The following is a 24,066-nucleotide window of genomic DNA, read 5'->3' on the forward strand; positions in this document are numbered from 1 at the left end:
CGAAGCAATGACCTCGTCGGACTTTGTGCGTTCCTGATCGTTCAGGCCATGAGGAAGGTGAGCAACTCGCCCGTCAGCCGGGCGGGCGCGTCCAGTGGGACGAGATGACCGGCCTCCGGGACGGGCGCCAGCCGGGCTCCCGGGATCAGGGCGGCGAGCTCCCGCCCCCTGGCGAACGGGATCCAGGTGTCCTCGGTGCCCCAGCACACCGTGACGGGCAGGTCGATCGTCGGGTAGAGCGGCTGGATCTCGTCGGTGTAACGCTGGTCGGCCTGCGCGATCTGCCGGTAGAAGGCCGCCTGGCCCTCCTCCCCCGTCCAGGGCCCCACCAGGGCGTCGAGGACGGCGGGACGCAGGCCGAGGTGGCTCGCGGAGGAGACGTACTCGCGCACCAGCGCCTCGTGCAGGGCCGCCGGCAGCTGATCGAAGACGCGGCTGTGCTCCCCGACCAGCCGGAAGAAGGGGGATCCCCAGGGCTTCAGCGCCACCGGGTCCACCAGCGCGAGCCGCCGGTAGCGGGCTCCGTGCAGCAGATGGGCGCGCAGGGCCACGCACCCCCCGAAGTCGTGCGCGACGACCGCCGGCTCCTCCAGGTCCCAGTGGGCGAGCAGCTCGGCGAAGATCCGGCCCTGGACGCCCAGTGAGACGTCCTGGTCGGCGTGCATGCCGGAGGAGCCGTAGCCCGCCATGTCCCACACGTGCACGCGGTACCCGGCGGCGGCGAGGGCGGGCGCGATCTCGTGCCACACGTACGAGGAGAAGGGCGTCCCGTGCAGCAGCACCACCGGCTCCGCGCCGGGGTCGCCGAGCCGGTCCCAGCGCACGGTCCCCGAAGCGGTGACCAGGCTCTCCCGCAGCGTCCAGTCCTCCACGAAGCCACTCCCTCCCACAGCGGGCACCCACCCGCGGTTTTTTGTCATTTCGGCGCGACAGTGCCGCTCCTCCGACCGTAATGTGACCTCATCGGACAGCCAGCGGAACAGATCATGGCGGTACCTTTGCCGCGCCGGAAGGAGCGGCTCGCATGAACGGGTATGCGACCTCGGACCGCGACGCCGTCACGGCCGCGCCCGGTGGGCTGCTGGATCTGCTGAAGGTCGCGGCCGTGGTCCTGGACGCGGGCGGGCGCATCGCGCTGTGGAGCCCCGAGATCGAGCAACTGCTCGGCTGGACCGCCGCGGAGGCCCTGCGGCAGCGCGCCGACACCCTCCTGGTCTCCCCCGAGAACCGGCCCCGTGGCAGGGAGCTCTTCGCCCAGGTCAGCACGGGGGCCCGGTGGGCCGGTGTCTTCCCGCTGCGGCACCGCGACGGCACGGAACGCGCCGTGGAGTTCCGTACGATGCGCCTCCTCGACCCCGAGGGGCAGCCCCACCTGCTGGGACTCGCCACGGACGCGACGACCGTACGGCGGGTGGAGCGCGACCTCGCCCTCTCGCACAGCCTGGTCAACCAGACCCCGCTCGGCATCGCCGTCTTCGACAACGACCTGCGCTGGGTCGGGGTCAATCCCGCGCTGGAGCGGATCAACGGCGTGCCCGAGGAGGCCGTGCTGGGGCGCCGGGTGGGTGAGGTGCTGCCGGACCTGGACGTGACGGCCATCGAGGCCCGGATGCGGCACGTCCTGGAGACCGGCAGACCCCTGCTCGACCAGCAGACCGTCGGGCGGACGGCGGCGGATCTCCAGGACCGCGCCTACTCGGAGTCGTACCACCGCATCGAGGACACCGACGGCCGGGTGCTCGGGCTGGCGATGGCCGTGCTGGACGTGACCGAGCGCCAGCAGGCCGCGGCGGAGGTCGCGCAGGCGCGCCAGCACCTGTCGGTGATCGCCGACGCCGGTGTGAAGATCGGCACCACGCTGGACCTCCAGCAGACCGCCCGGGAGCTGGCCGGCGTGGTCGTGCCGCAGCTGGCGGACCTGGCCGCCGTGGACGTCCTGGAGTCGGTCGTGGCCAGCGGCACCATCACCCCCGTGTCGGGCGGAGCCCCGGCGGAGTTCCGGGCGCTGGCCGTCGCGGCCGGCTACCCGACCGACGCCATCCATGCCGCCGACCCGGTGGGCGAGCTCGCCACATACGGCTCGTCGCGGGTCATCACGCAGTGCGTGCGCAGTGCCCGCCCGGTCCTGGTCGAGCGCGTGGACGGCAAGATGCTGCGGCGCCTGGCCCGGGACTCACGGGCCGCCCAGGCCCTGCACGAGGCCGGTGCCCATTCCTACCTGGCGCTGCCGCTGGTGGCCCGGGGCAAGGTGCTCGGCACGCTCTCGCTGTACCGCACGGTCAACGAGCGCCCCTTCGACGACCGGGACCAGGTGCTCGCCTCCGAACTCGCCGCCCGGGCGGCGATCTGCATCGACAACGCGCGCCTCTACGGCCGCGAGCGCGGCACCGCCCTGACGTTGCAGCGCAGTCTGCTGCCGAGCACCCCCGCCCAGCGGGAGGGGCTGGACATCGCCGCCCGCTACCGCCCGGCCCTCAGCGAGGTCGGCGGCGACTGGTACGACGTCCTGCCGCTGGGCCCGGGGCGCACCGGGCTGGTCGTCGGGGACGTCATGGGCAAGGGTGTCCAGGCCGCGGCGATCATGGGGCAGCTGAGCACGGCGACGCGGGCGCTGGCCCGGCTGGACCTGCCGCCCGCGGAGCTGCTGCGCCACCTCGACGACATCGCCGGCTCGCTCGGTGACGCGATCGCCACGTGCGTGTACGCGGTGTGCGACCTGGAGCGCGGCACCTGCGAGCTGTCCAGCGCCGGGCATCTGCCGCCGGTGCTCGCCGGGGCGGACGGCAGCGCGAAGCTCCTCGACGTGCCGGGCGGTGTGCCGCTCGGGGTCGGCGGCGTTCCGTTCGGCACGGTGGAGGTGGAACTCGCCCCGGGCTCCCTGCTCGCCCTCTACACGGACGGGCTGGTGGAGAACCGCGCGGAGCCGATCGACACGGGCCTCGACACGCTGACCCGCCTGCTCCGGAACGCGGGGCCCAGCCTTCAGCGCGCGAGCGACAGTCTGCTCAGCGCGCTGAGTCCGGAACCGGACGACGACGTGGCCCTGCTGCTGGTCCGCACGCGGGCCTGAGCCGTGACGCCTCAGGCGTCACCCCTGCGCGGGGTGCACAGGGCCCAGATGATGAACGCGGACATCGCGATCATGACCACGGACCAGACGGGGTAGGCCGGCAGGGAGAGGAAGTTGGCGATGATGACGAGTCCGGCGATGCCCACGCCGGTGACCCGTGCCCAGCCCGACCCCTGGAACAGTCCCAGGCTGACGAGAACGGCGACCACGCCCAGGGCGAGGTGGATCCAGCCCCAGCCGGTGAGGTCGAAGGCGAAGACGTAGTTGGGCGTCGAGACGAAGACCTCGTCCTCGGCGATCGCCGCGATGCCGCGCATCACGGCGAGGATCCCGGCGATCATGAGCATGACGGCCGCGAAGACCATCATGCCGGTGGCCAGGCCCTGCTTCGCCGTCCTGTGCCCGTGCGTAGGGTGTGTGGCTGCCATCTGCTGCCTCGTTTCTGTTGCGTCCGGCGCGGTCAGCGACCGGAGGTGGAAGTGGCGTGCGGCGAGGGCGCCGACGCGCCGGATCCGCTCAGGACAAGGTCCTTGGCCTTGCGGAACTCCTCGTCCGTGATGTCACCGCGGGCGCGGATCTCGGACAGCCTGGTGAGTTCGTCGACGCTGCTCGTCCGGTCGTCGCCGCTCCTGGCGGTCTGCCGTATGTAGCTGTCCATGGCCTCCTGCTGCTCGCGGGCGTGTGCGATTTCCCGGCGTCCCATGTTCTTGCCGCGGGCGATGACGTAGACGAACACCCCGAGGAAGGGCAGGACGATGCAGAACGCCAGCCAGCCCGTCTTGGCCCAGCCGCTCAGGGAGTCGTCGCGGAAGATGTCGAAGACGATCCGGAAGAGCAGCACGAACCACATGATCCACAGGAAGAACCACAGCATCGCCCAGAAGGCGCTCAGCAGCGGAAAGTCGTACGCCAGGTAGGTCTGCGCACTCATGTCACTCCTCCGTTCCGGGCACACGCCCGGCAGCCGTTGTGTGCCGTTGTCAGCGTGCTCGCGCTGCGGGCGGGGCCGCCTCACCCGGAGCGGGTGATCGTGCGGCCGCCGCGCCTCCGGCGACGGGTGCCGAGCGCTCCGCGGTACCAGGCGGACGCGGCCACCGCCTCCCCGAGTGCCAGCCCCGAGACGGCCACCAGGAACACCGCGATCAGCCACGACAGGAAGGTGAACACCGGCCCCAGCAGACCGAACTCCTCCAGGCTGCGGTCCATGGCCGCGGGCATCAGCAGACGGGCCGCCCAGCTGAGCGCGACCGTCCCCGTCCCTGCCAGGGCCGCTCCCGGCAGCAGATCGCTCCAGCCGACCCTGCCGCCCAGCAGCAGGTGCTGCGACCACCACCACAGCAGCGTCGCCCAGAGCACGGACAGCACCGCTCCGAACACGGGACCGGCGCCGAAACCGCCGCGCAGCGGCGCCTGGAGGAGCAGGTGGACGAGCCAGACCAGCAGCCACAGCGGCCAGCGCCAGGCCGCCTCCCGCAGCGGGGCCCGGGGCAGGTTCCAGCACCGTTGGCACACCGCTTGGAGCGCCCGGCTGAAGGCGGTCGCCGAGGCCAGCGTGACGAGCACACCCACGGCCCCGACCGTGTTCGCGGTGGGTCCGGTCGCCTCGAAGGTGCGGCGCACCTCCTCCAGCGTGTCGCCCCGGACGCCGAGAACCTCCTGGAGCGCGTCGGCCAGCAGGTCCTGTACGCCGTCGGGTGCGAACGCCGCCACCGACATCAGCAGGGGCAGCACGGCGAGGAAGGCCTGGGCGGCCAGCCGGACCGCCCCTTCCACGATGTTGAGCGCGACCAGCCGGGGCAGCAGTTGGGCCGCGGGGCCGGACCTCAGGTGCGCCGAGATCCGCTCGACCCTCGACCTGCGGGACGGCGGATCCGGGGCGGCGGTGCCGGACATGGCTCATGGAACCGCGGCCGGGCCCGTTCGCGTCGTGCCCGGGCCCTGTGCGGCAGCGGCGAGCGTCTCCAGGACGATCAGCACGACGACGACCAGGCCTGCCACGAGCGCGACCGCGCCGACCGTGGGGTGGTTCCACAGGACGAGGGCCAGGACCCCCGCGCCGATGACGATGCCGGTCGTCCACGAGCGGTGCTCCGCCAGGGCGAGGCCGGCCGATCCGGTGCGCAGGCCGGCGCGGGAGAGACCCCGGCCTGCGGCCGAGGTGCCCCGGCGGGCGAGGCTCCGGACGGCCCGGGCCCCGCGCCCGGGGCCGTAGAGGTAGGCGGCCAGCGCGGTGATCACGGCCACCACGAGGAGGGTGCGGGTGCTGTCGCGCAGGAAGCGGACGAAGGTGTCGTAGATCGCCGCGGCGGCGTCCTGCGGCAGCGTCGCGCTCGGCACGGCGTCCAGGTAAACCCGCCGCAGGAGGGCGAGCGCCACCAGGAACACGATCATCATGACGCCGACGCCGACAGCCGTGACCAGCAGCATGCGCCGGTGCCGGGGAGCGGTCCACACGGCGAGGGCGGCCAGGGCGACCGTCAGCACGGGCAGCCAGGTGCCCAGGGTGTCAAGCAGCCGCATCGCGTCCTTCGCCTTGCCCAGTTCCTCGGCCTGGAACAGTGTGATGGTCCGGTCGGTGTCCGGGATGGCCGCGGCCTTGTCGAAGCCCGCGTCGACGAGACGCTGCTGTACCTGGTCGACCACCTGGCCGAGGTCGAGCTGCACGGTGTCGCCCTCGGCGCGGAGCGCGCCCTCGCGCTCTCCGGTGAGCATGCTCACCACGGCGGCGTGCGCCCGCGTGTTGGCGCCCTCCCATGCCTGTGCGAAGACATCGCTGGTCACGACGCGACTAATGGTCCTGTCCACGACGTCGCGGACGGCGGAGCGCAAGGGCCCGGCGAGGGACTCGGACGCCTCCACCACGCGCGGCGGCGCCCCGGCGTCCGCCAGCGTCCGCGTGAGCGCCTCCGTCACCGCCTCGACATCCACCTGGGCCACCACGCGGTCGGTCAGCCGGTCGGTCACCACGTCCTGGACCGCCGGGTCCGAGGCGAGCGGTGCCACGGTCTGCACGTACCGGCCGGTGTCGGAGACCTGGTCGTCCACCCAGGCGGCGACGACCGACAGCGGCGCGAGCAGCAGGGCCAGGACGAGCAGCACGGCGGCGCCGGAGGAGCGCAGCCGGCGGTGCCGTACGCCTTCGTTCCGGCGCAGCCGCTCGTACTCGGCGTGTTCTTCCGTGCTCAGGAAGCGCCCCGAGCCCTCATGTCCCTCGCTGGGAGATGACGGGACGGGACCGTCGGTCGGGGCCATGGCTGCTCCTCGCATGCGGTGACGGCCGGTCGCCGTCAGGTGTCCCGCCCGGTTCAGGCGTTCCCGGCGGGGCCGTGCGGAACGGCCGTGGACGATCCGCGCAGCGCGGCCCGCCAGGCGAACGCGAGCCCCGCCTCGGCCAGTCCGAGCAGGACGAGCCACAGGCCGAGCAGCCGGGTCAGCGCGCGGGCCGACTCCGTGGGCAGGGCGAGCACCACGATGCCCGCGACGATGCCCAGCACCGCCATGCCCAGGACGAAGCCGCGGTGCGGCAGGTCCCGGGCGGCGAGGGCGGTGTAGAGCGTGAGGATGCCGGACACCAGCCAGACGAGGCCGACGATCAGCGACAGCGCGGTGATGGTCTGCAGCGGGTTCCTCAGGCACAGCACTCCGGCCAGCACGTACAGCACGGCCAGGAGCAGGCTGGGCAGGCGGTGGCCCTGCTCCTGCCGGGCGAAGGTCGCGACGAAGCGGAACGCTCCGGCCGCCAGCAGGTACAGGCCGATCAGCACCGCCACGACATGCAGGGTGGCCTCGGGCCAGACCAGGAGCAGGATGCCCGGCACGAGGGTCGCCACCGCCGAGGCGAGGATCCACGTCCAGGAGCGTCCGAGGGCCGCCAGCAGCTGCGCGGGGTCGCCCGCGGTGCCGTACGCCGGCCCCGCGGGCTCGTACTCGGCACCCGCATGCGGCCCCCGACCCGGTGACGTGGCCATGGCTCCTCCTCACCGGCGATCCGCCGGTCTGCGGAAACGCCCTTGCCGAGCAGCGTCGCGTGCCCCGCCGGCTTCGGGATCACCCCCGGCGGGTGATCCCCCTCCGGCCCCGCCGCGGTGAGGTGGGGACGACCCCCTCTGCCGGCAAGGAGCACGAGACACGAGATGAACGATCCAGCGCCGGCCCGGCCCGCGTCCGCCCCGCTCCGGCAGAAGCAGGAGCAGGACGACGAGCGGGAGCGGCCTCGGCGGCCGCACGGTCCGCGGCGACGCGCGCGGGCCGCCGTCCTCATGCGTGCGGTGCTCATCGCGACCGGTCTCGTCACCGTCTACTACGTGCTGCCTCTGGACGGACGGAGCACGACCGGCACCTCGGTCCTGCTCGCCTGCGGACTGCTGCTGTGCATCGTGGTCTTCTGGTGGGAGGTGCGGGCCATCACGTACTCGCCCTACCCGCGGCTGAAGGCCGTCGAGGCCCTGGCCGCCACCCTGGTCCTCTTCCTGCTGATCTTCGCCGGCACCTACTACCTGCTGGAGCACTCCACCCCGGGTTCCTTCAGCGAACCGCTGACCAAGACGGACTCCCTGTACTTCACGCTCACCACGTTCACCACGGTCGGGTACGGGGACGTCACCGCCCGGTCCCAGACCGGACGCGTACTGACGATGGTTCAGATGGCGGGCGGACTGCTGCTGGTGGGCGTTGCCGCACGGATCCTCGCCGGTGCCGTACAGGCGGGTCTGCGGCGCCGGGGACGGGAGCCCTCGGACGACTTCACCTCGCGGCCGGAGGACTGAGCCATGACCGTACCGGGTCCCCTCACGACGTACCTGTCGCCGGCCGAGCGGGCGGCCGAGGGCAGGAACGTGCGACGGCACGTCCCCCGCTCCTCCCACGGCTACTTCGACGCGGGTCCCCAGCGCTTCGACCCGGTCGAGGTGCTGGAACGTCAGTCGGCCACCCGCATACCGGAGTTGGTGCCGATCCGCTACGCCCGCATGCTGGAGTCCCCGTTCCGCTTCTACCGCGGCGCGGCGGCCGTCATGGCGGCGGACCTCGGGGCGGTCTCGGACACCGGCCTGCGGGTGCAGCTCTGCGGCGATGCCCATCTGCTGAACTTCCGGCTGCTGGCCTCGCCGGAACGCCATCTCGTGTTCGACATCAACGACTTCGACGAGACCCTGGCCGGGCCGTTCGAGTGGGACGTCAAGCGGCTCGCGGCCAGTCTCGCCATCGCGGGCCGGGCCAACGGCTTCGAGGCCGAGGAGCAGAACCGGGTGGTGGAGGCGTGCGTGCGGGCCTACCGGCAGCGGATGCGGGAGTTCGCCGGCATGCGCAACCTCGACATCTGGTACGCACAGGACGACGCCGACCGGCTGCGGGAGCTCATGGCCGCGTCGATGACCAAGGAGGCGAGGCGCCGTACCGCCGAGGCGGCGGCGAAGGCCAGGACCCGCACGCACGTCCAGGCCTTCGAGAAGCTCACCCGGGTCACGGACGAGGGCCGGCGGATCGCCCCCGACCCGCCCCTGATCACACCGCTGCGCGACCTGGTGACCGACTCCGCGCCCCGCGGGCAGGAGAGGGAGCTGCGCGCCGTCCTGGAGGGGTACGTGCGGACCCTGTCGTCCGAGCGACGGCATCTGCTGCGCCGCTACCGGCTGGTCGACATCGCCCGCAAGGTGGTGGGTGTCGGCAGCGTCGGCACCCGCTGCTGGATCGTGCTCCTGCTCGGCCGGGACGACGACGATCCGCTGCTGCTCCAGGCCAAGGAGGCACAGGCGTCGGTACTCGCCGACCACACCGACGGCATCCGCTACGACAATGAGGGCCGCCGCGTGGTGGCGGGCCAGCGGCTGATCCAGACGACCAGCGACATCCTCCTCGGCTGGACGCACGCCACGGGCCTCGACGGGCACGAGCGGGACTTCTACGTACGCCAGCTGCGCGACTGGAAGGGCATCGCACGGCCGGACACGATGGACCCGGGGCTGCTGCGGCTGTTCGCCGGGCTGTGCGGAGCGAGCCTGGCCAGGGCCCATGCCCGCTCGGGCGACCCCATCGCCATCGGGGCGTACCTGGGCGGCGGGAACGGTTTCGATCGTGCCCTCACCGCGTTCGCGCAGTCCTACGCCGACCGCAACGAGCGGGACTTCGCCGCGCTGGGTGCCGCCGCCCGGTCCGGCAGGATCCGGACAGCGGCGTCGTGAACCGTCGCCCCGGTGAGCCGGTCACTCCGGCAACTGCTGTCACTCCGGCAACTGCCGCATCTCCACGACCCTGAGCCCCAGCGACTGGAAACGGGTCAGCAGACCGTACAGGTGGGCGTCGTCCACGACGGGCCCGAACAGCAGCGTCTGCCCGGACACCACCACGTGGTCCAGTTCCGGGAAGACCTTGGCCAGTGTCTCCGACATCTGTCCGGCGATGCGGATCTCGTAGCGCATGAGCTGCTCTCCCGCGGACGGCCCGAGAGGGTGAGGCACGCCCTTCCCTAGCGATGGTCCGCCTCGGCGAACCGTGCGCCCTCACCCGGCGCAGGTGAACCTCCGCCCGGCCCGCGAGGGGCACGTCAGTGCTTCACGACGAACTTGAAGGCGATGATCAGCAGACCGAGCAGCAGGTTCACCGCCGCCGAGCCGGCCAGCTGCCCCCGGGAGGCCCCGGCCCGCACCGCCGCGGCCACCGACCAGCCGACCTGCTCCGCCACCGCCACGGCGAGTGCGAGCCACACGGCGCCCTGCACGTCCAGCCCCAGCAGAGGGCTGACGGCGACAGCGGCGGCGGGCGGGACCGCGGCCTTCAGGATCGGCCACTCGTCGCGGCACACGTGCACAACGGTCGCACGGTCGACGGTCCGCTGCGCCAGCCGCGCTCCGAACAGCTGCGCGTGCACGTGCGCCAGCCAGAACACCGCACCCGTCAGCACGAGCAGCAGCACCAGTTCCAGCCGGGGCAGCGACCCCAGCGTTCCGGCCCCGATCACCACGGAGGCGGCGAGCATGGACCCGTAGACGCCGCCGGTGTAGTCGGCGTGGGCCCGGCGCTCCACGCCCCGTGCCCTGCGTGCGGCACCGCGGTCCATGGCCATCAGACCTCTCCTTCGCCGCCGGGCCGCCGCGCGGAGCTCTGCCCCGCGGTCGGCAGGTGCGATGTGACCAGGAAACTGGCGAGGGTGATCCCGCCGGTCGCGAGGACGGCCGCCTTCAGCCCGTCGAGCTGGGCCGAGGCGTAGGAGTCGGTGACCGCCTCGACCTCCGCGGGCGGCAGACCGGCCCGTTCGGCCGCCGAGCGGACCTGGCCCGTGGACACGAAGCTGACCCCGGCCTCCAGGGCCACGCCGGTCTGCTTGCGGGCCTCGTCCGACAGCCGGGGGTCGGCCTCGACCTGGGTGCTGAAGGCGTGCACCAGGGCTCCGATGAGCAGCGACCCGATGAGCGCGGTGCCCAGCGCGGAGCCCAGGTTCTGGGCCGTGAACTGGAGCCCGCCCGCCTCACTGCGCTCCTCCTCGCCGACGCCCGACTGGACGACGTTGCCCAGCTGCGAGGCGAGCAGGCCCATGCCCACGCCCAGCAGGGCCATGGCCCCGGCGAACTGGGCGTCGTCGATGGCGGGGTCGATGGTCGCCAGCAGCCACACGATCGATCCCGCGAGGGTCAGCAGAGCCAGCCGCACCACCCGCCGCGGACCCGCCAGCCGGCCGAGCCGTGCGGCGAACAGGGAGGCCGCGAGCATGGTGAAGGACACCGGGAGCAGCCGCAGGCCGGTCTCGAACGCGTCGAAGCCCTGCACCACCTGCAAGTACAGCGGGATCGCGAAGAACAGCCCCAGCAGGATGAGGTTCTGGCTCAGGAGCATCAGGAGTCCGGACCGCAGGACCGGTCTGCCCAGCAGCGACAGGTGGACCAGAGCGTCGGTCCCCCGGGCGTCCCGCCGGCGCTCCCAGTGCACGAAGACGGACAGAACCACCGCTCCGGCGCCGACGACGAACAGGGTGGGGGCGAAGCCCAGGACGGTGAAGGGCGGGTCGCGTGGCTGCACCCAGCCCCAGGTGGTGCTCTGGAGCACTCCGAGCACGCCCAGTCCGAGGCCGGAGGCGGAGAGCACCACACCCACGCCGTCGAGCCGGGGCCGCGGTTTCCTCGGGGCCGTCCGGGGGATCACCCGGTGGCAGAGCAGCACCACCACGACGACCACGACCTCGCCGGCGAAGACCAGACGCCAGGTGAGGTACGTCGTCATCCAGCCGCCCAGCAGCGGCCCCACCGCGATGCCGGCGCCGGCGAGACCGCCTATCACGCCGTAGGCGACGGCCCGGTCCCGTCCGCGGTAGGACTCGGCGACGAGGGCCGCCATGGACGGCAGGACCATGGCGGCGCCGAGCCCCTCGATGACCGACCAGCCCAGCGCGAGGACCCACAGACTGGGCGCGACGGCGGTCAGGGCCGAGCCGGTGCCGTAGACCGCCAGCCCGAGGAGGAACATGCGCCGGCGGCCCAGGACGTCCCCGAGCCGTCCGCCGACCATCATGAACGCCGCCATGACCAGGGCGTACAGGGTGATGACCGCCTGGATGGCGGTGACCTCGGTGTCGAAGTCCTCCACCAGGCGGCTGATGGACACGTTCATGACGGAGGTGTCCAGCACCATCAGGAACTGGGCGGTGCCGAGGACGAACAGGGGGCGCCGGCTTCTCACCCGTCCATCGCAGCCGCAGAGCCGTCGTCGCGCCTCACCCGCCCCGGGCGAGGGGTGCCGGTCCGGTCCGTACGGTCTAGAGGATCCGCGCGTCGCGGGCACGGCGTACCGCGTCGCCGCGCCGGCTCACCGCGAGCTTGCGGTAGATGCTCTTGAGGTGGGTCTTCACGGTGTTCACCGAGACGTGGAGGTCGGTCGCGATCTCCTCCGTCGACCTCATCTCGGCCAGCCTGCGCAGCACGTCACGCTCGCGCGCGCTCAGTTCCTCGACGACGAGCGCCGGTGGCGGCGGCTGCGCCGTGGGGGCGGACGGACCGTGCCCGGGCCCGGGGACGAGCCAGCCGGCCGCCAGCTCCCGCAGGCGGCCGGTGCTCAGCAGAGGGCGGATCCAGGGACCGGCTTCCAGGAACGGCAGGCGCAGCTGCTCGCGCCGACCGTCCCGGAGGGCCCGGCCGAGCAGGCGGTGGGCGGCGGTGTGATCGCCGAGTTCGTGGGCGGCCTGGGCGCGGACGAGTGTGGCCCGGACGGTCACCGCCGGCCCGGGCCGCTCGGTCTCCGGCAGACTGTGGAGCATCTCCAGCGCTTGATCGGGGTGACCCGCGGCGAGCCGGGCCCGGGCGGCTTGCACGGTGCAGGCCGCCCGGCGGTCGGCCACCCGCTCGACGGCCCTGCGGGCCGACTCGGGCTGCCCCTGGGCCAGGTAGGCGGCACAGGCGAGGGCGGCGGCATGGTCCTCGGCCCAGGGAGACCCCACGACGGCCGGGACGATCGCGTCCGCCGCCGCCAGGGCGGCCCGGGCGTCTCCCCTGGCGAGCAGCAGCCGGCCCCGGGTGAGGACCCGGCCCGCCTCCTCGACGGGATCCTCTCCGAGCAGGTGGGAGGCGGCGACCTCGTCGAGGAGCGCCTGCGCCTCGTCGAGTTCGTCACGGTCGATGAGGACGGCGGCCCGGACCAGCGCGCCGAGACCTGCACCGGACCGCTGGGGGAGGCTGTAGCGCTGTGCCTGGCCGGCCGCCGCCAGGGCCTTGTGCTCCGCCCGGCCGAGCCAGCCGTTCAGGTAGTCGATCAGAGCCAGGTGCCCCAGCGCCTCCCACCGGGGCAGCGCCATGGCCGCGCCGCCGGGTCGTCCGGCCACCGCCGACAGGACGGTCCGGGCGTCCTCGAAGCGCCCGGCCCACAGCCGGGCGGAACCCAGGTGGGTGAGCAGCAGGGCGTTCAGCTCAGGGTGCTCGTCGAGCAGGTGTCCGGGAACCTCCGGCCGGAGGGCCCGTGCCTGCTCCGCGGCGCGCTCGGCCCTGCCCGGGGTTCCGGTCAGGCGCGCCGCCAGGGCTTCCAGCAGGGCGCAGGTGAGCCCGGCCGCCGCGGGGTCCGTCGCGTCGTCCCGGGCCAGTTCCTCCTCGGCCCGGTGCAGGTGCGCCAGACCGTGTTCGACGTCGCGGCCGGCCAGCTCGCGGGCCGCGCGGACGAGGTCCGGGGCCGGGCCCCTGACGTCGGGGCCCATCCGCTCGAACAGCGCGGACAGGTCGTCGGAGCGCAGGCCGGTGAAGAGCTGACCGAGGGCGAGGTCGTCGACCACGGCCCGTGCGGTGAACTCCCAGTCGTCCGCCGCCGCTCCCTGGGCGAGCGCTTCGGGCAGGGCTCCGGAGCTGCGCAGCCACTGGGCCGCCCGGCTGCGCAGTTCCGGCTCCAGGCCGGGGAAGCGCTCGCGCAGGTGGGCGCGGAGGATCTCGGCGAACAGGGGGTGCAGGCTGTACCAGGAGTGGCCGAGGTAGTGGACGAAGGCGTTCTCGCGCTGCAACGCGGCCAGGATGGGCTCCGCGTCCGTGCGCTGCGTCAGCACGTTGACCAGGTCGGGGCAGCAGCGCTCCAGAACGCTGATGCGCAGCAGCAGATCCTGGGTGCCGGGTGCCTGCCGGTCGAGCACCTCGGCGAGCAGGAAGTCGGCCACCGCACTGTGGTCCGCCTCGAACTGCTTCAGGTAGGCGTGCGGGTCCGTCCCCTGCCGGGCGGCGAGCGCGGAGAGCCGGAGACCCGCGGCCCAGCCGCGGGTGCGTTCCACCAGGGCCAGCACGGCGCTCGCGGGCAGGTCCAGGCCGTGCCGGGTCAGGAGCTCGTGCGCCTCCTCGGGGGTGAAGGCCAGCTCGGCGTCCCGGATCTCCGTCATCTCGCCCGACGCCCGGTAGCGGTGCAGCGGCAGCAGGGGTTCGGTGCGGGTGACCAGGATCAGACGCAGGCCCCGCCCGGCGTGGTGCAGGACGAACTCCAGCTGTTCGGCGATCTCCCGGGAGACCACTCGGTCGAACTCGTCGAGGACGACGAGCGTCCCATCGACCCTGCCTTCGAGATCGGCGGCGAGGCGGGTGAGCGTCCGCTGGTCCACGCGACCGGCCTCCGCCGGGCTGCCGACCTCGCTCGCCACCGGCACGCCTGCCGCACGCAGGGCCTGGAGCACGTGCGCCCAGAACACGCCGGGGGCCTGGTCGGTGCTCTCTGCGGTGAGCCACGCGACCGGACGGTTCAGGCCCGATGCCCAGTCGGCGACCAGGAGCGTCTTGCCCGCGCCGGCCGAGCCGTTGACCATCGTCAGGGGCGTGGTCAGGGCCTGGTCGAGGTGCCTGGTCAGGCGCGGCCGGTGCACGAAGGTCGCGGGCCTGGCCGACAGGGCGAACCGGGTGCGCAGCAGCGGGTCTCCGGTGGGGTCGGCGAACCCCGCCTCCGGCGTCTCATCGGTTGCGGCCATGGGGCTCACCCCTGCCTGCCGTCCGTCAGTCGGTCCTGAACTGGCGATCGTCCCGCTCAGCATCTCAAGCTTCGCCCTGCCGCGCATGCCCGGGCTTCGCCGTCCCCCCTCAACCACCCGTGGCGGGCGATGCGGCCACCGCTCCGGCCGCAGTCTCCTGAGGTCACCGCTCGGAACGGGAGGACCGACCATGTGCCGCTGGCTCGCCTATTCGGGCACCCCCGTACTGCTCGACGACGTCCTCTACCGCCCCGAGCACTCGCTGATCGACCAGAGTCTGCACGCGCGGATGGGGGTCGAGACCACCAACGGCGACGGCTTCGGCGTCGGCTGGTACGCGTGGCACCTGCGCACTCCCGCTGTCATTCGCGACACGGGTCCGGCCTGGAGCAACAGCAATCTGCGGGAGATCGCCGACCACGTCCGCTCGCCGCTGTTCTTCGCCCATGTGCGGGCCTCGACCGGCACCGCCGTGCAGCAGACCAACTGCCACCCCTTCCGGCACGGACGCTGGATGTGGATGCACAACGGGGCGATCACCGGGTTCTCCGCGATGCGCCGGGATCTCATGATGTCCATAGCGCCGGAGCTGTTCCCTTCGCTGGAGGGCACGACGGATTCCGAGGTGATGTTCCACGTCGCCCTCACCTTCGGTCTCGACGCCGATCCGCCGGGCGCGGTGGCCCGGATGGCGGGGCTCGTCGAGCGGCTCGGACACGAGCACGGGGTGCCGGAGCCGCTCCAGATGACGATCGCGGTGACCGACGGCGAGCGGGTGTGGTTCTTCCGGTACTCCAGCGGCGGGGCCTCTCGCTCGCTGTACTACAGCAGCCGGGTGGAGGACGTGCGCGCCCTGCATCCCGATCTCGCTTTCCTGAACCACATCTCGGACGAGACCCGGCTGGTGGTGTCGGAACCGCTGGGCGATCTCCCCGGGGTGTGGAACAGCGTGCCGGAGAACAGCTACGGCGTCGTGCAGCCCGGCCGGGACCTGCTGCGGCACTTCGAGCCCGAGCCCGTCTGAGCGCCGCCGTCGCGCGGTTCAGTGAAGGTGTGCGGCGAACGCCTCGTACGCGGGCCGGTCGAAGAGGACGAACCTGACCTGCTCGACCGTCGTGCCGGCCGCCCGTACGGTCTCGATCGCGATGCGGGCGCCGTCGTCCATCGGCCAGCCGTAGACGCCGGTGGAGATGGCGGGGAACGCGACGCTGCGGGCGCCGAGGTCAGCGGCGACGCGGAGCGACTCGCGGTAGCAGGAGGCGAGGAGGCCGGAGCGGTCCTCGGTCGTGCTGAACACCGGGCCGACGGTGTGGACGACCCAGCGGGCGTCCAGGTCGCCCGCGGTGGTGGCGACCGCCCGGCCGGTGGGCAGGCCCTTGCCGAGGTGCGCCGCGCGGAGCCTGCGGCAGTCCTCCAGGATGGCGGGGCCGCCGCGGCGGTGGATCGCCCCGTCGACCCCTCCCCCGCCCAGCAGTGAGGAGTTGGCGGCGTTGACGATGGCGTCGACGCTCTCGCGGGTGATGTCGCCCTGGACCAGCTCGATGGTCGTCATATCCGCCTCAGCCGCTTCCAGACGGCCTTGGCCGCGTTGTGCCCCGACATGCCGTGCACTCCGGGGCCCGGCGGGGTCGCCGACGAGCAGATGAAGACGGCCGGGTGCGGGGTGCGGTACGGGAACGGGGTGAGCTTGGGGCGCAGCAGGAGCTGGAGTCCCGAGGCCGCGCCGGAGGCGATGTCCCCGCCGACGTAGTTGGCGTTGCGGGCGGCGAGTTCGGGCGGGCCGGCCGTGGCCCGGGCCAGGACGCGGTCGCGGAATCCCGGGGCGAAGCGCTCCAGTTGGCGCTCGATGGTGTCGGTGAGGTCGCCGGTCCAGCCGTGCGGGACGTGTCCGTAGGCCCAGAAGACGTGCTTGCCGGCCGGAGCCCGGGTGGGGTCGACGACGCTCGGCTGGACCGTGATCAGGAACGGCTTGTCGGGGGCCCGGCCCTCCCGGGCCGCCGCGACCAGGGCCGCGCCGATCTCCGCGCTGCTCGCACCGACCTGCACCGTGCCGGCGGCGCGGGCCTCCTTCGCGGTCCAGGGCACGGGGCCGTCCAGCGCGTAGTCGACCTTGAAGACGCCCGGTCCGTAGCGGTAGCCGGCGTAGTGGTTGCCGAAACCGGCGATGCGGGCCAGGGCGGTGGGCGAGGTGTCGAAGACGTACGCCCGGGCCGGTGGCAGGTCGTCGAGGCGCTTGACCTCGTAGTCGGTGTGGACGCTGCCGCCGAGGTCCCGCAGGTAGGCGGCGAGGGCGTCGGAGAGGGACTGGGAGCCGCCGCGGGCGACGGGCCAGCCGCGGGCGTGCGCCGCGAGGGCGAAGACCAGGCCGATGGCACTGGTGGCCAGGCCGCCGAGCGGGGCCATGACGTGGGCGACGAGCCCGGAGAACAGGGCCTTGGCCGGTTCGTCGCGGAAGCGGCGCATCAGCAGCGTCGACGGGGGCAGCCCGGTCAGGCCGAAGCGGGCGAGCGTGACCGGGTCGCGGGGCAGCGCGGTCAGCGGCAGGGACATGAAGTCCCGGGCGAGGGTGTCCCACTTGGGCAGGAAGGGCTCGATGAGCCTGCGGTAGGCCCCGGCGTCGCGCGGGCCGAAGGAGGCGGCCGTCTCGCCGACCGTGCGGGCCAGGACGGCCGCCGTGCCGTCCGGGAAGGGGTGCGCCATGGGCAGCTCGGCGTGCAGCCACTCCAGGCCGTACCGCTCCAGCGGCAGGGCGCGGAACGCCGGGGAGTTGATGGCGAGGGGGTGGGCCGCGGAGCACGGGTCGTGCCGGAAGCCGGGGAGGGTGAGCTCCTCGGTGCGGGCTCCGCCGCCCACGGTGCTGCGGGCTTCGAAGACGGCGACGGAGAAGCCGCGGCGGGCCAGCTCCACGGCCGCGGTCAGTCCGTTCGGCCCCGCACCCACTACGACGGCATCGAGCATCGACGGCACCTCGGACCCCTTCGTCAGCCGACGGCCACTGGGGATCAGGATATGCCCGGGGACTGACAGTCACCGGCCGCCGGTGATTTCCGGCGGGTAGGGCCGCTTTGCGGCGACCGAAACCCCTCGCTCGCACACACCGTGTAGTCGCCTGTGTGCACCACGCGACGGGATGCCTCTCAGGCCCCGCCCGACAACAGGCTCACCACCCGGCGGGCCGTGGCCGCGTCGCGGGCGGCGGTGAAGGGCAGGGCGTTGCCGCCCGCGATGCGGAACGGCTCGCCCGTGAGCGTCAGGTTCGTGCCGCCGGCCTCTTCGACCAGCAGCAGCCCGGCCGCGTGGTCCCAGGCGGCTTCCCAGGAGAACGCGACCGCGTCCGACTCGCCGCGGGCGATGGCGAGATACTCCAGTCCGGCCGAGCCGCACGGGCGCGGTGCCACGCCGTCGGCGCGCAGGCCGAGCAGGGCGTGCTTCTCCTCGTCCGTCGTGTAGTCGGGGTGGGAGGTGGCCACGCGCAGGTCCCGGCCGGGCTCCGGCACTCCGGCGAACAGCCGCTCCCCGTCGAGGTGGGCGCCCTTGCCCCGCTGGGCGGTGGCGAGCCGGTCACGGGCGGGCGCGTACGTCCAGGAGGCGAGAAGGGTGCCGCGGTGAGCCAGGGCGACCAGGGTGCAGAACCCCGCCTCGCCGCGGACGAACTGGCGTGTCCCGTCGACCGGGTCGACGATCCAGACCGGGGCGTCGCCGCGTATCGCCTGGTACGACGCCGGGTTGGCGTGGACCGCTTCCTCGCCGACCACGACCGAGCCGGGCAGCAGAGCGACCAGCGTCTCGGTCAGGTACAGCTCGGCCTTGCGGTCGGCGTCGGTCACCAGGTCGTGCGGGCCGCTCTTCTGGTCGACCTCATGTGCGGCCAGCCGGCGCCAGCGGGGCATGATCTCGGAGGCGGCCGCCTTGCGGATCGCCTCTTCGACGTCGAAGGCGTGCTGTGCGAGAAACTCTTCGATGGTTTCGTTGCTGTCGATCACCCCTCCATGACAACACGTGCCACTGACAGCCCCCGCCCGCCGGGTGCACCCCGGGTGACCTCGCGATGAACAGCGGGGTCTGCCGGACGCCGACGCGCGCAGCGCGTCGGCGGTTCCCCGCCGGGTCAGCGGCCCACCGCGTATCCCTGCATCCCGCGCGGGTTCGCCGCGGCCGACAGCACGCCGGTCTCCGGGTCCCGCGCGACCGCGCACAGCCGGCCCTCCGACCAGGGGCCGCCCACGGTCACGTCGTGGCCGCGGCGCCGCAGTTCCGCGACGACGGCCGGGTCGGTGCGGGACTCCACGGTGACGCTGCCCGGGCGCATGCCGCGCGGGTAGAAGGAACCGGGAAAGCTGTCGTTGTGCCAGTTCGGGGCGTCGATCGCGCCCTGGAGGTCGGGTCCGCCGCGCACGGGGGCGCGCAGCGCCACCGCGAGGAAGAAGTGCAGCTGCCACTGGTCCTGCTGGTCACCGCCGGGCGTGCCGAACGCCATGACGGGCACGCCGTCGCGCAGGGCGATCGAGGGCGTCAGGGTGGTGCGGGGACGGCGGCCGGGGGTGAGGGAGTTGGGCAGGCCCTCCTCCAGCCAGGTCATCTGGAGCCGGGTGCCGAGCGGGAAGCCCAGTTCGGGCACGACGGGGTTGGACTGGAGCCAGCCGCCGCTGGGGGTGGCCGAGACCATGTTGCCCCAGCGGTCGACGACGTCGAGGTGGCAGGTGTCGCCGCGGGTGGTGCCGTCGGCGAGAATCTCCGGTTCGCCCGGTACGGGGGACGCCGGGCTCTTGGCGACGGTCGGTTCGCCGACGCCCAGGGCGTCGAACCCCTCCTGCGCTGCGGCGGCCACGCGCGCGTGCGCGCACAGGCGCGGAGTGCGTCCGCCGGGGCTGCCGGGCCGCAGGTCGTTCCCGGCCCGCTCGCCGACGAGGGCGCGGCGGGCGGTGTTGTACGAGTCGGACAGCAGGTCGTCGAGCGGTACGTCGGCGGCGCCCCCGTACCAGGCCTCCCGGTCGGCCATGGCGAGCTTGCAGTTCTCGACCAGGAGGTGGACGTAGTCGGCCGAACCGTACGGGGGCAGGTCCGGCGGGAGCAGGGCGAGTTGCTGGAGGAGGACGGGGCCCTGGCTCCAGGGGCCCGGCTTGCACACGGTCCAGCCGTTCCAGTCGTACGTCGCCGGTGTCTCGTAGGTCGCGGACCAGGTGGCGAGGTCGGCCGCCGCGAGGGTGCCGGTGTGCCGCCGGCCGCTGGTGTCCTTGGTGGGGCGGCCGGCCTGGCGGACGAGGGCGTCGGCGATGAACCCGCCGCGCCACACCTGCCGGGCGGCCTCGATCCGCGCCTCCCTGTCGCCCGCGCCGGCGGTCTCGGCGAGCAGGCGCTTCCAGGTGGCGGCGAGTGCGGGGTTGGCGAAGAGCTCACCGGGGCGCGGTGTCTTGCCGCCGGGCAGGTAGACGTCCGCCGACGAGGTCCACTCCGTCTCGAACAGCTCGCGCACGGTCTCGACGGTCTCACCGACGCGCTCCACCGGCGTGTGGCCGTGCTCGGCGTAGCCGATGGCGTACGTCAGGACGTCTTCGAGGGCCAGGGTGCCGTGGTCGCGCAGCAGCAGCATCCAGGCGTCGAACGCGCCCGGTACGGCGGCCGCGAGCGGCCCGGTGCCGGGGACGAGGTCCAGGCCGAGGCCCCGGTAGTGCGCGACGGTCGCCCCGGCCGGTGCGACGCCCTGCCCGCACAGCACCCGCACCTCGCCGCCGGCCGGGGCGAGCAGGATCGGCACCTCGCCGGCCGGGCCGTTGAGGTGCGGCTCGACGACGTGCAGCACGAAGGCGCCCGCCACGGCCGCGTCGTAGGCGTTGCCGCCGTTCTCCAGGACGGCCATCGCGGACTGCGAGGCGAGCCAGTGGGTGGAGGAGACCATGCCGAAGGTGCCCTGGAGGGTGGGGCGGGTGGTGAACATACGGCCTTCTTCTCTCGTCGTCCGGGGCGCTCAGGGGCCACGCCATCCGTCCCCCTCCCCTGGTCGGGGTCCCGGCAAAACCTCGGGTAAACCACCCACCGGCTGCTGAACCGACCGATTTCCGGGCGGTGGAAAGGGGTCTCCCGTCACCGCGCAGCCACGGAGCGAGTTCGCACTTCCGCACCACAGACACTCGTGTGAGACTGTCGTCCCGTCCGCCGTGCGGACCCGCTCCGCACCTTCCGTCCCCCACGAGAAGGGCGCCGTGCGTTCCCTACCTCTGCCCCTCGCCCTGACCGCCCGTCTGTCCCCGGTGGTGGTGCTCGCCGCGGCGGGCTGGGCGCTGTCGTCCGGTCCGCTCGCCGCGCCGCAGGCCGCGGAGCACAAGCAGGCGGAAGAGAAGACCGGGACACAGTCCGCGTCCTCCCCGTCGACGTCGACGGTGTCGAAGGCGTACCCGGCCGCGCCCGCCCCGTGCGAGAGCGTCGCCAAGAAGACGATCGAGTCGCTGGTGCCGGGCGCCAAGACGGCCGGCAAGGAGATCCCGTCCACGGACTCGGAACTGCGCCGCACCTGCTCCTGGAACGCGCTCAAGGGGTACGACTACCGCTGGCTCGACGTGTCGTTCGAGGTGATGGAGTCGGACGACGCCGCGGAGAAGTCGTACGCGGCGCACGTCGACAAGAAGAGCGGCGGCGGGGCCGTCCCCGGTCTGGGGGACAGCGCCTACTCTGTCGTGAACCTCACCACTGAGGACAAGCAGGAGACCCGCGAGGGCGTCGTGATCGCCCGCGCCTCCAACGCGCTGGTGATGATCACTTACAACGGCAGTGACTTCGAGTCGAAGAAGGCGCCCAGCACGGACGCGATCAACAAGGGCGCCATCAAGGCCGCGAAGGAAGCCGTGGCCGCGCTGGAGAGCGACAAGGGCTGAACGGCCCTCCAGCGCGCCGGGCTTCCTCAGACGGTGCCGCGGCCCCGTGTGGCCATCAGCGCCAGGTACAGGACCATCGACGTGCCCAGGCCCACCGCCCAGCCGTAGTCGGCCAGATCGGCCAGCGCCGGGATGGGACGGCCGTCGATCAGCGGCTTGAAGCTCGCGCCGCCGACGGCGAGGACACCGCCGACCGCGAAGGCGACGACGGCCCGCCAGTTCCAGCCGCCCTCGTACCAGTAGCGGCCGTCCGGGCGGTACAGGTCGGCGAGGTCGAGCCGGGTGCGGCGCAGGATCCAGTAGTCGGCGATGAGGATGCCCGCGACGGTGCCGAGCAGGCCGCCGACCAGTCCGAGCCAGGTGAAGATGTAGCCCTGCGGGTCGGAGTAGAGCTTCCACGGGAAGATCAGCACGCCGAGGACGCAGGTGGCGAGGGCGCCGGCCCGGAAACTGATGCGGCGGGGCGCGATGTTGGAGAAGTCGAACGCCGGCGAGACCAGGTTGGCCGCCACGTTGACGGAGAGCGTCGCCACCAGCACGGTGACCAGTGCGAAGAGCAGGCCCACCGTGTTGTCGGTCTTGGCGGCGAGCTGGACCGGGTCCCAGATGGCCTCGCCGTAGACGGCCTGGGAGCCGGAGGTGACCATCACCGACAGGAACGCGAAGAGGGTCATGGTGGTCGGCAGGCCCAGGGCCTGGCCCCGGGTCTGCGCCTTCTGGCTCTTGCCGTAGCGGGTGAAGTCGGGGATGTTCAGCGACAGCGTGGACCAGAAGCCGATCATGCCCATGAGCGCGGGCGCGAACAGCTTCCAGAAGTCGGCGCCCCAGCCCAGCTCGGAGGGCTGGTCGAACAGCGGGCCGAAGCCGCCCGCCTTGTCGCTCATCCACCACAGCATCACGAACGCGCCGACGAGCACGAAGGGCGCCGCCCAGTTCTCGAAGCGGCGGATCGTCTCCATGCCCCGGTAGATGATGACGACCTGGAGCGCCCAGAAGAGCGCGAACGACAGCCACATCGTCCAGGCGTAGCCGCCGACCTCCGCCGCGTCCGTCCAGCCGCTGCCGATCAGCTTCCCGGCCAGGAAGTAGATGGCCTCGCCGCCGATCCAGGTCTGGATGCCGAACCAGCCGCACGCCACCAACGCCCGTACGACGGCGGGGAGGTTGGCGCCGCGGATACCGAAGGAGGCCCGGGCGAAGACCGGGAAGGGTATGCCGTACTTGGGCCCTGCGTGCCCGGTGAGCAGCATCGGTATCAGCACGATGACGTTGGCCAGGGCGATGGTGAGCACCGCCTGTTTCCAGTCCATGCCGACGGCGATGAGCCCGGAGGCCAGGGTCCAGGAGGCGGTGTTGTGGGCCATGCCGACCCACAGCGCGGAGAAGTTGTAGGTGGTCCAGGTGCGCTTCTCGACCGGGACCGGGAGCAGGTCCTCGTTGGCGTAGGGGCCGGTCGGTGCGGGAGCGCCCGGGGCGATCTCCACCCGGCCGTCGGCGAGGGTGACTTGGGTGGTCGGCGGTGGGGCGGTGGGAGCGGTATCGGTCATGGGCCGGGCCAATCAGGGGAGGTGGGACGGGAAAGGCCGTGCGGTGGCGCCGATGGGGGGGTGCGCTCCGGGTGCATGGGTGAGCGTCCTGGGCCCCCTTCCCGAGCCGCTGGGAAGGGGGAGTTCACAGGGGGTGGGGCGGTGGAGGTCAGCCGTTGACGGCCGGGATCACCCGGGATCCGTAGGCCTCGATCACGGCCTCCTGTGCGTCGTGCATGTCGTAGACGGCGAACTGGTCCACGCCGAGCGCGCGCAGCGCCTCCAGCTTCTCGATGTGCTTCTCGACCGGGCCGATCAGGCAGAACCGGTCGACGATCTCGTCGGGCACGAACCGGGTGTCCGGGTTGCCGGCGCGGCCGTGGTGGGAGTAGTCGTAGCCCTCGCGGGACTTGATGTAGTCGGTGAGTTCGTCGGGGACGGCGGCCGAGTGCTCGCCGTACTTGGAGACCAGGTCGGCGACGTGGTTGCCGACCATGCCGCCGAACCAGCGGCACTGCTCGCGCGCGTGGGCGAGCGCCTCGGGCGAGTCGTCCTCGGTGACGTAGGCCGGGGCGGCCACGCAGACGGTCACCTCGGCGGGGTCCCGGCCCGCGGCGACGGCCGCGTCCTTCACGGCCTTGACCATGTACTCGGTGAGATAGAGGTCGGCCAGCTGGAGGATGAACCCGTCCGCCTCCTCGCCGGTCATCTTCAGGGCCTTGGGGCCGTACGCGGCCATCCAGACGGGCAGTTCGGCGCCCTCCTTGATCCAGGGGAACCGGACCACGGTGCCGCCGCCGAGGTCGGCCTCCCCTCCGCTGCCGAGGTCCCGGATGACCTTCATGGCCTCGCTGATCCGGGCCAGGGTGTTGGGCTTGCGGCCGGCCACCCGCATCGCCGAGTCGCCGCGGCCGATGCCGCAGACGGTGCGGTTGCCGAACATGTCGTTGAGGGTGGCGAAGGTGGAGGCGGTGACCTCCCAGGTGCGGGTGCCGGGGTTGGTCACCATCGGCCCGACCTTCAGGGTCGTGGTGTTGGCGAGGATCTGGCTGTAGATCACGAACGGTTCCTGCCACAGCACGGCGGAGTCGAAGGTCCAGCCGTACGAGAAGCCGTTCCGCTCCGCGCGCTTCATCAGGCTGATCACCCGCGAGGCCGGCGGGTCGGCCTGCAGGACGAGTCCGAAGTCCATCT

21 protein-coding genes are annotated in these 24,066 nt (G+C 72.8%); 5 read left to right on the plus strand and 16 right to left on the minus strand.

Translation table 11 applies throughout. The features are described 5' to 3' along the window. Positions 1-41: 41 nt before the first annotated feature. Entirely contained in the window at positions 42-872 is an 831-nt protein-coding gene (locus GTY56_RS05695; RefSeq protein ID WP_346345425.1) for an alpha/beta fold hydrolase, read from the minus strand. Positions 873-1,024: 152 nt separating this feature from the next. Here GTY56_RS05695 and GTY56_RS05700 point away from each other — a divergent pair, with 152 nt between their 5' ends. Beyond that, positions 1,025-3,070 (plus strand): SpoIIE family protein phosphatase, encoded by a 2,046-nt coding sequence (locus tag GTY56_RS05700; protein ID WP_161363096.1) that lies wholly within the window; start codon positions 1,025-1,027, stop codon positions 3,068-3,070. 11 nt (positions 3,071-3,081) lie between these two features. Here the strand turns inward: GTY56_RS05700 and GTY56_RS05705 are convergent, their stop codons facing one another. The 5 genes from GTY56_RS05705 to GTY56_RS05725 all read right to left on the minus strand — a co-directional run bounded on the left by GTY56_RS05705 (position 3,082) and on the right by GTY56_RS05725 (position 7,038). Further along, complete coding sequence (locus tag GTY56_RS05705) at positions 3,082-3,498, minus strand: DUF7144 family membrane protein (RefSeq protein WP_161363098.1); 417 nt, start codon at positions 3,496-3,498, stop codon at positions 3,082-3,084. A 32-nt stretch (positions 3,499-3,530) separates the two neighbouring features. After that, positions 3,531-4,001, minus strand: coding sequence for an SHOCT domain-containing protein (locus tag GTY56_RS05710; RefSeq protein WP_161363100.1), 471 nt, complete (start codon positions 3,999-4,001; stop codon positions 3,531-3,533). Between the two features lie 80 nt (positions 4,002-4,081). Then, on the minus strand, positions 4,082-4,963 hold the full coding sequence (locus GTY56_RS41075; RefSeq protein WP_161363102.1) for a YhjD/YihY/BrkB family envelope integrity protein: 882 nt from the start codon (positions 4,961-4,963) through the stop codon (positions 4,082-4,084). 3 nt (positions 4,964-4,966) lie between these two features. Further along, positions 4,967-6,322, minus strand: a complete 1,356-nt coding sequence (locus tag GTY56_RS05720) for a hypothetical protein (protein WP_161363104.1) — start codon at positions 6,320-6,322, stop codon at positions 4,967-4,969. A gap of 53 nt (positions 6,323-6,375) precedes the next feature. Further along, the gene (locus tag GTY56_RS05725) at positions 6,376-7,038 is read right to left on the minus strand and encodes an HdeD family acid-resistance protein (RefSeq protein ID WP_161363106.1); all 663 of its coding nucleotides are present in this window, start codon (positions 7,036-7,038) and stop codon (positions 6,376-6,378) included. A 165-nt stretch (positions 7,039-7,203) separates the two neighbouring features. Here GTY56_RS05725 and GTY56_RS05730 point away from each other — a divergent pair, with 165 nt between their 5' ends. Together GTY56_RS05730 and GTY56_RS05735 are read left to right on the plus strand one after the other, a co-directional pair. Then, the gene (locus GTY56_RS05730) at positions 7,204-7,836 is read left to right on the plus strand and encodes a potassium channel family protein (RefSeq protein WP_237524394.1); all 633 of its coding nucleotides are present in this window, start codon (positions 7,204-7,206) and stop codon (positions 7,834-7,836) included. A 3-nt stretch (positions 7,837-7,839) separates the two neighbouring features. Further along, positions 7,840-9,249 carry a DUF2252 domain-containing protein gene (locus tag GTY56_RS05735; protein WP_161363107.1) on the plus strand — a complete coding sequence of 470 codons (1,410 nt, stop codon included), beginning with the start codon at positions 7,840-7,842 and terminating at the stop codon, positions 9,247-9,249. Between the two features lie 39 nt (positions 9,250-9,288). Here the strand turns inward: GTY56_RS05735 and GTY56_RS05740 are convergent, their stop codons facing one another. The 4 genes from GTY56_RS05740 to GTY56_RS05755 form a co-directional block, all read right to left on the minus strand. Then, complete coding sequence (locus tag GTY56_RS05740) at positions 9,289-9,486, minus strand: DUF8691 family protein (RefSeq protein ID WP_161363109.1); 198 nt, start codon at positions 9,484-9,486, stop codon at positions 9,289-9,291. Positions 9,487-9,611: 125 nt separating this feature from the next. Then, positions 9,612-10,130: a hypothetical protein gene (locus GTY56_RS05745; RefSeq protein WP_161363111.1), complete on the minus strand. Its 519-nt coding sequence runs from the start codon at positions 10,128-10,130 to the stop codon at positions 9,612-9,614. Then, the gene (locus tag GTY56_RS05750; RefSeq protein WP_202509775.1) at positions 10,130-11,689 is read right to left on the minus strand and encodes an MFS transporter; all 1,560 of its coding nucleotides are present in this window, start codon (positions 11,687-11,689) and stop codon (positions 10,130-10,132) included. Before GTY56_RS05750 ends, GTY56_RS05745 begins: the two co-directional genes overlap by 1 nt. Positions 11,690-11,813: 124 nt before the next feature. Then, positions 11,814-14,477, minus strand: coding sequence for a winged helix-turn-helix domain-containing protein (locus GTY56_RS05755; RefSeq protein WP_161363114.1), 2,664 nt, complete (start codon positions 14,475-14,477; stop codon positions 11,814-11,816). 190 nt (positions 14,478-14,667) lie between these two features. Between GTY56_RS05755 and GTY56_RS05760 the strand changes: the two genes are divergently transcribed. Continuing rightward, positions 14,668-15,501, plus strand: coding sequence for a class II glutamine amidotransferase (locus tag GTY56_RS05760; RefSeq protein ID WP_161363116.1), 834 nt, complete (start codon positions 14,668-14,670; stop codon positions 15,499-15,501). Between the two features lie 18 nt (positions 15,502-15,519). On the opposite strand, the gene GTY56_RS05765 is transcribed toward GTY56_RS05760, so the two are convergent. The 4 genes from GTY56_RS05765 to GTY56_RS05780 all read right to left on the minus strand — a co-directional run bounded on the left by GTY56_RS05765 (position 15,520) and on the right by GTY56_RS05780 (position 20,412). Beyond that, entirely contained in the window at positions 15,520-16,029 is a 510-nt protein-coding gene (locus GTY56_RS05765; RefSeq protein WP_161363118.1) for an O-acetyl-ADP-ribose deacetylase, read from the minus strand. After that, the gene (locus GTY56_RS05770) at positions 16,026-17,435 is read right to left on the minus strand and encodes a phytoene desaturase family protein (protein WP_161363120.1); all 1,410 of its coding nucleotides are present in this window, start codon (positions 17,433-17,435) and stop codon (positions 16,026-16,028) included. Before GTY56_RS05770 ends, GTY56_RS05765 begins: the two co-directional genes overlap by 4 nt. Positions 17,436-17,614: 179 nt before the next feature. Continuing rightward, complete coding sequence (locus GTY56_RS05775; protein WP_161363121.1) at positions 17,615-18,460, minus strand: inositol monophosphatase family protein; 846 nt, start codon at positions 18,458-18,460, stop codon at positions 17,615-17,617. Between the two features lie 125 nt (positions 18,461-18,585). Next, entirely contained in the window at positions 18,586-20,412 is a 1,827-nt protein-coding gene (locus tag GTY56_RS05780) for a gamma-glutamyltransferase family protein (protein ID WP_161363123.1), read from the minus strand. A 265-nt stretch (positions 20,413-20,677) separates the two neighbouring features. Here GTY56_RS05780 and GTY56_RS05785 point away from each other — a divergent pair, with 265 nt between their 5' ends. Then, positions 20,678-21,346: a hypothetical protein gene (locus tag GTY56_RS05785; RefSeq protein ID WP_161363125.1), complete on the plus strand. Its 669-nt coding sequence runs from the start codon at positions 20,678-20,680 to the stop codon at positions 21,344-21,346. A gap of 26 nt (positions 21,347-21,372) precedes the next feature. Here the strand turns inward: GTY56_RS05785 and GTY56_RS05790 are convergent, their stop codons facing one another. Then, positions 21,373-22,893: an NCS1 family nucleobase:cation symporter-1 gene (locus tag GTY56_RS05790; RefSeq protein ID WP_161363127.1), complete on the minus strand. Its 1,521-nt coding sequence runs from the start codon at positions 22,891-22,893 to the stop codon at positions 21,373-21,375. Positions 22,894-23,041: 148 nt separating this feature from the next. Further along, entirely contained in the window at positions 23,042-24,064 is a 1,023-nt protein-coding gene (locus GTY56_RS05795; protein ID WP_161363129.1) for a TIGR03842 family LLM class F420-dependent oxidoreductase, read from the minus strand. Between the last annotated feature and the right edge of the window lie 2 nt (positions 24,065-24,066).

The organism is Streptomyces sp. SID5643 (assembly GCF_009872555.1).
GTDB classification, from domain to species: Bacteria; Actinomycetota; Actinomycetes; order Streptomycetales; family Streptomycetaceae; genus Streptomyces; species Streptomyces iakyrus.

Excerpts from the sequence above, each read along its gene's own strand:
- GTY56_RS05700 (WP_161363096.1), top strand. The coding sequence starts at position 1,025 with ATGAACGGGTATGCGACCTCGGACCGCGACGCCGTCACGGCCGCGCCC.
- GTY56_RS05705 (WP_161363098.1), bottom strand. The coding sequence starts at position 3,498 with ATGGCAGCCACACACCCTACGCACGGGCACAGGACGGCGAAGCAGGGC.
- GTY56_RS05710 (WP_161363100.1), bottom strand. The coding sequence starts at position 4,001 with ATGAGTGCGCAGACCTACCTGGCGTACGACTTTCCGCTGCTGAGCGCC.
- GTY56_RS41075 (WP_161363102.1), bottom strand. The coding sequence starts at position 4,963 with ATGTCCGGCACCGCCGCCCCGGATCCGCCGTCCCGCAGGTCGAGGGTC.
- GTY56_RS05720 (WP_161363104.1), bottom strand. The coding sequence starts at position 6,322 with ATGGCCCCGACCGACGGTCCCGTCCCGTCATCTCCCAGCGAGGGACAT.
- GTY56_RS05725 (WP_161363106.1), bottom strand. The coding sequence starts at position 7,038 with ATGGCCACGTCACCGGGTCGGGGGCCGCATGCGGGTGCCGAGTACGAG.
- GTY56_RS05730 (WP_237524394.1), top strand. The coding sequence starts at position 7,204 with ATGAACGATCCAGCGCCGGCCCGGCCCGCGTCCGCCCCGCTCCGGCAG.
- GTY56_RS05735 (WP_161363107.1), top strand. The coding sequence starts at position 7,840 with ATGACCGTACCGGGTCCCCTCACGACGTACCTGTCGCCGGCCGAGCGG.
- GTY56_RS05740 (WP_161363109.1), bottom strand. The coding sequence starts at position 9,486 with ATGCGCTACGAGATCCGCATCGCCGGACAGATGTCGGAGACACTGGCC.
- GTY56_RS05745 (WP_161363111.1), bottom strand. The coding sequence starts at position 10,130 with ATGGCCATGGACCGCGGTGCCGCACGCAGGGCACGGGGCGTGGAGCGC.
- GTY56_RS05750 (WP_202509775.1), bottom strand. The coding sequence starts at position 11,689 with ATGGTGCTGGACACCTCCGTCATGAACGTGTCCATCAGCCGCCTGGTG.
- GTY56_RS05755 (WP_161363114.1), bottom strand. The coding sequence starts at position 14,477 with ATGGCCGCAACCGATGAGACGCCGGAGGCGGGGTTCGCCGACCCCACC.
- GTY56_RS05760 (WP_161363116.1), top strand. The coding sequence starts at position 14,668 with ATGTGCCGCTGGCTCGCCTATTCGGGCACCCCCGTACTGCTCGACGAC.
- GTY56_RS05765 (WP_161363118.1), bottom strand. The coding sequence starts at position 16,029 with ATGACGACCATCGAGCTGGTCCAGGGCGACATCACCCGCGAGAGCGTC.
- GTY56_RS05770 (WP_161363120.1), bottom strand. The coding sequence starts at position 17,435 with ATGCTCGATGCCGTCGTAGTGGGTGCGGGGCCGAACGGACTGACCGCG.
- GTY56_RS05780 (WP_161363123.1), bottom strand. The coding sequence starts at position 20,412 with ATGTTCACCACCCGCCCCACCCTCCAGGGCACCTTCGGCATGGTCTCC.
- GTY56_RS05790 (WP_161363127.1), bottom strand. The coding sequence starts at position 22,893 with ATGACCGATACCGCTCCCACCGCCCCACCGCCGACCACCCAAGTCACC.
- GTY56_RS05795 (WP_161363129.1), bottom strand. The coding sequence starts at position 24,064 with ATGGACTTCGGACTCGTCCTGCAGGCCGACCCGCCGGCCTCGCGGGTG.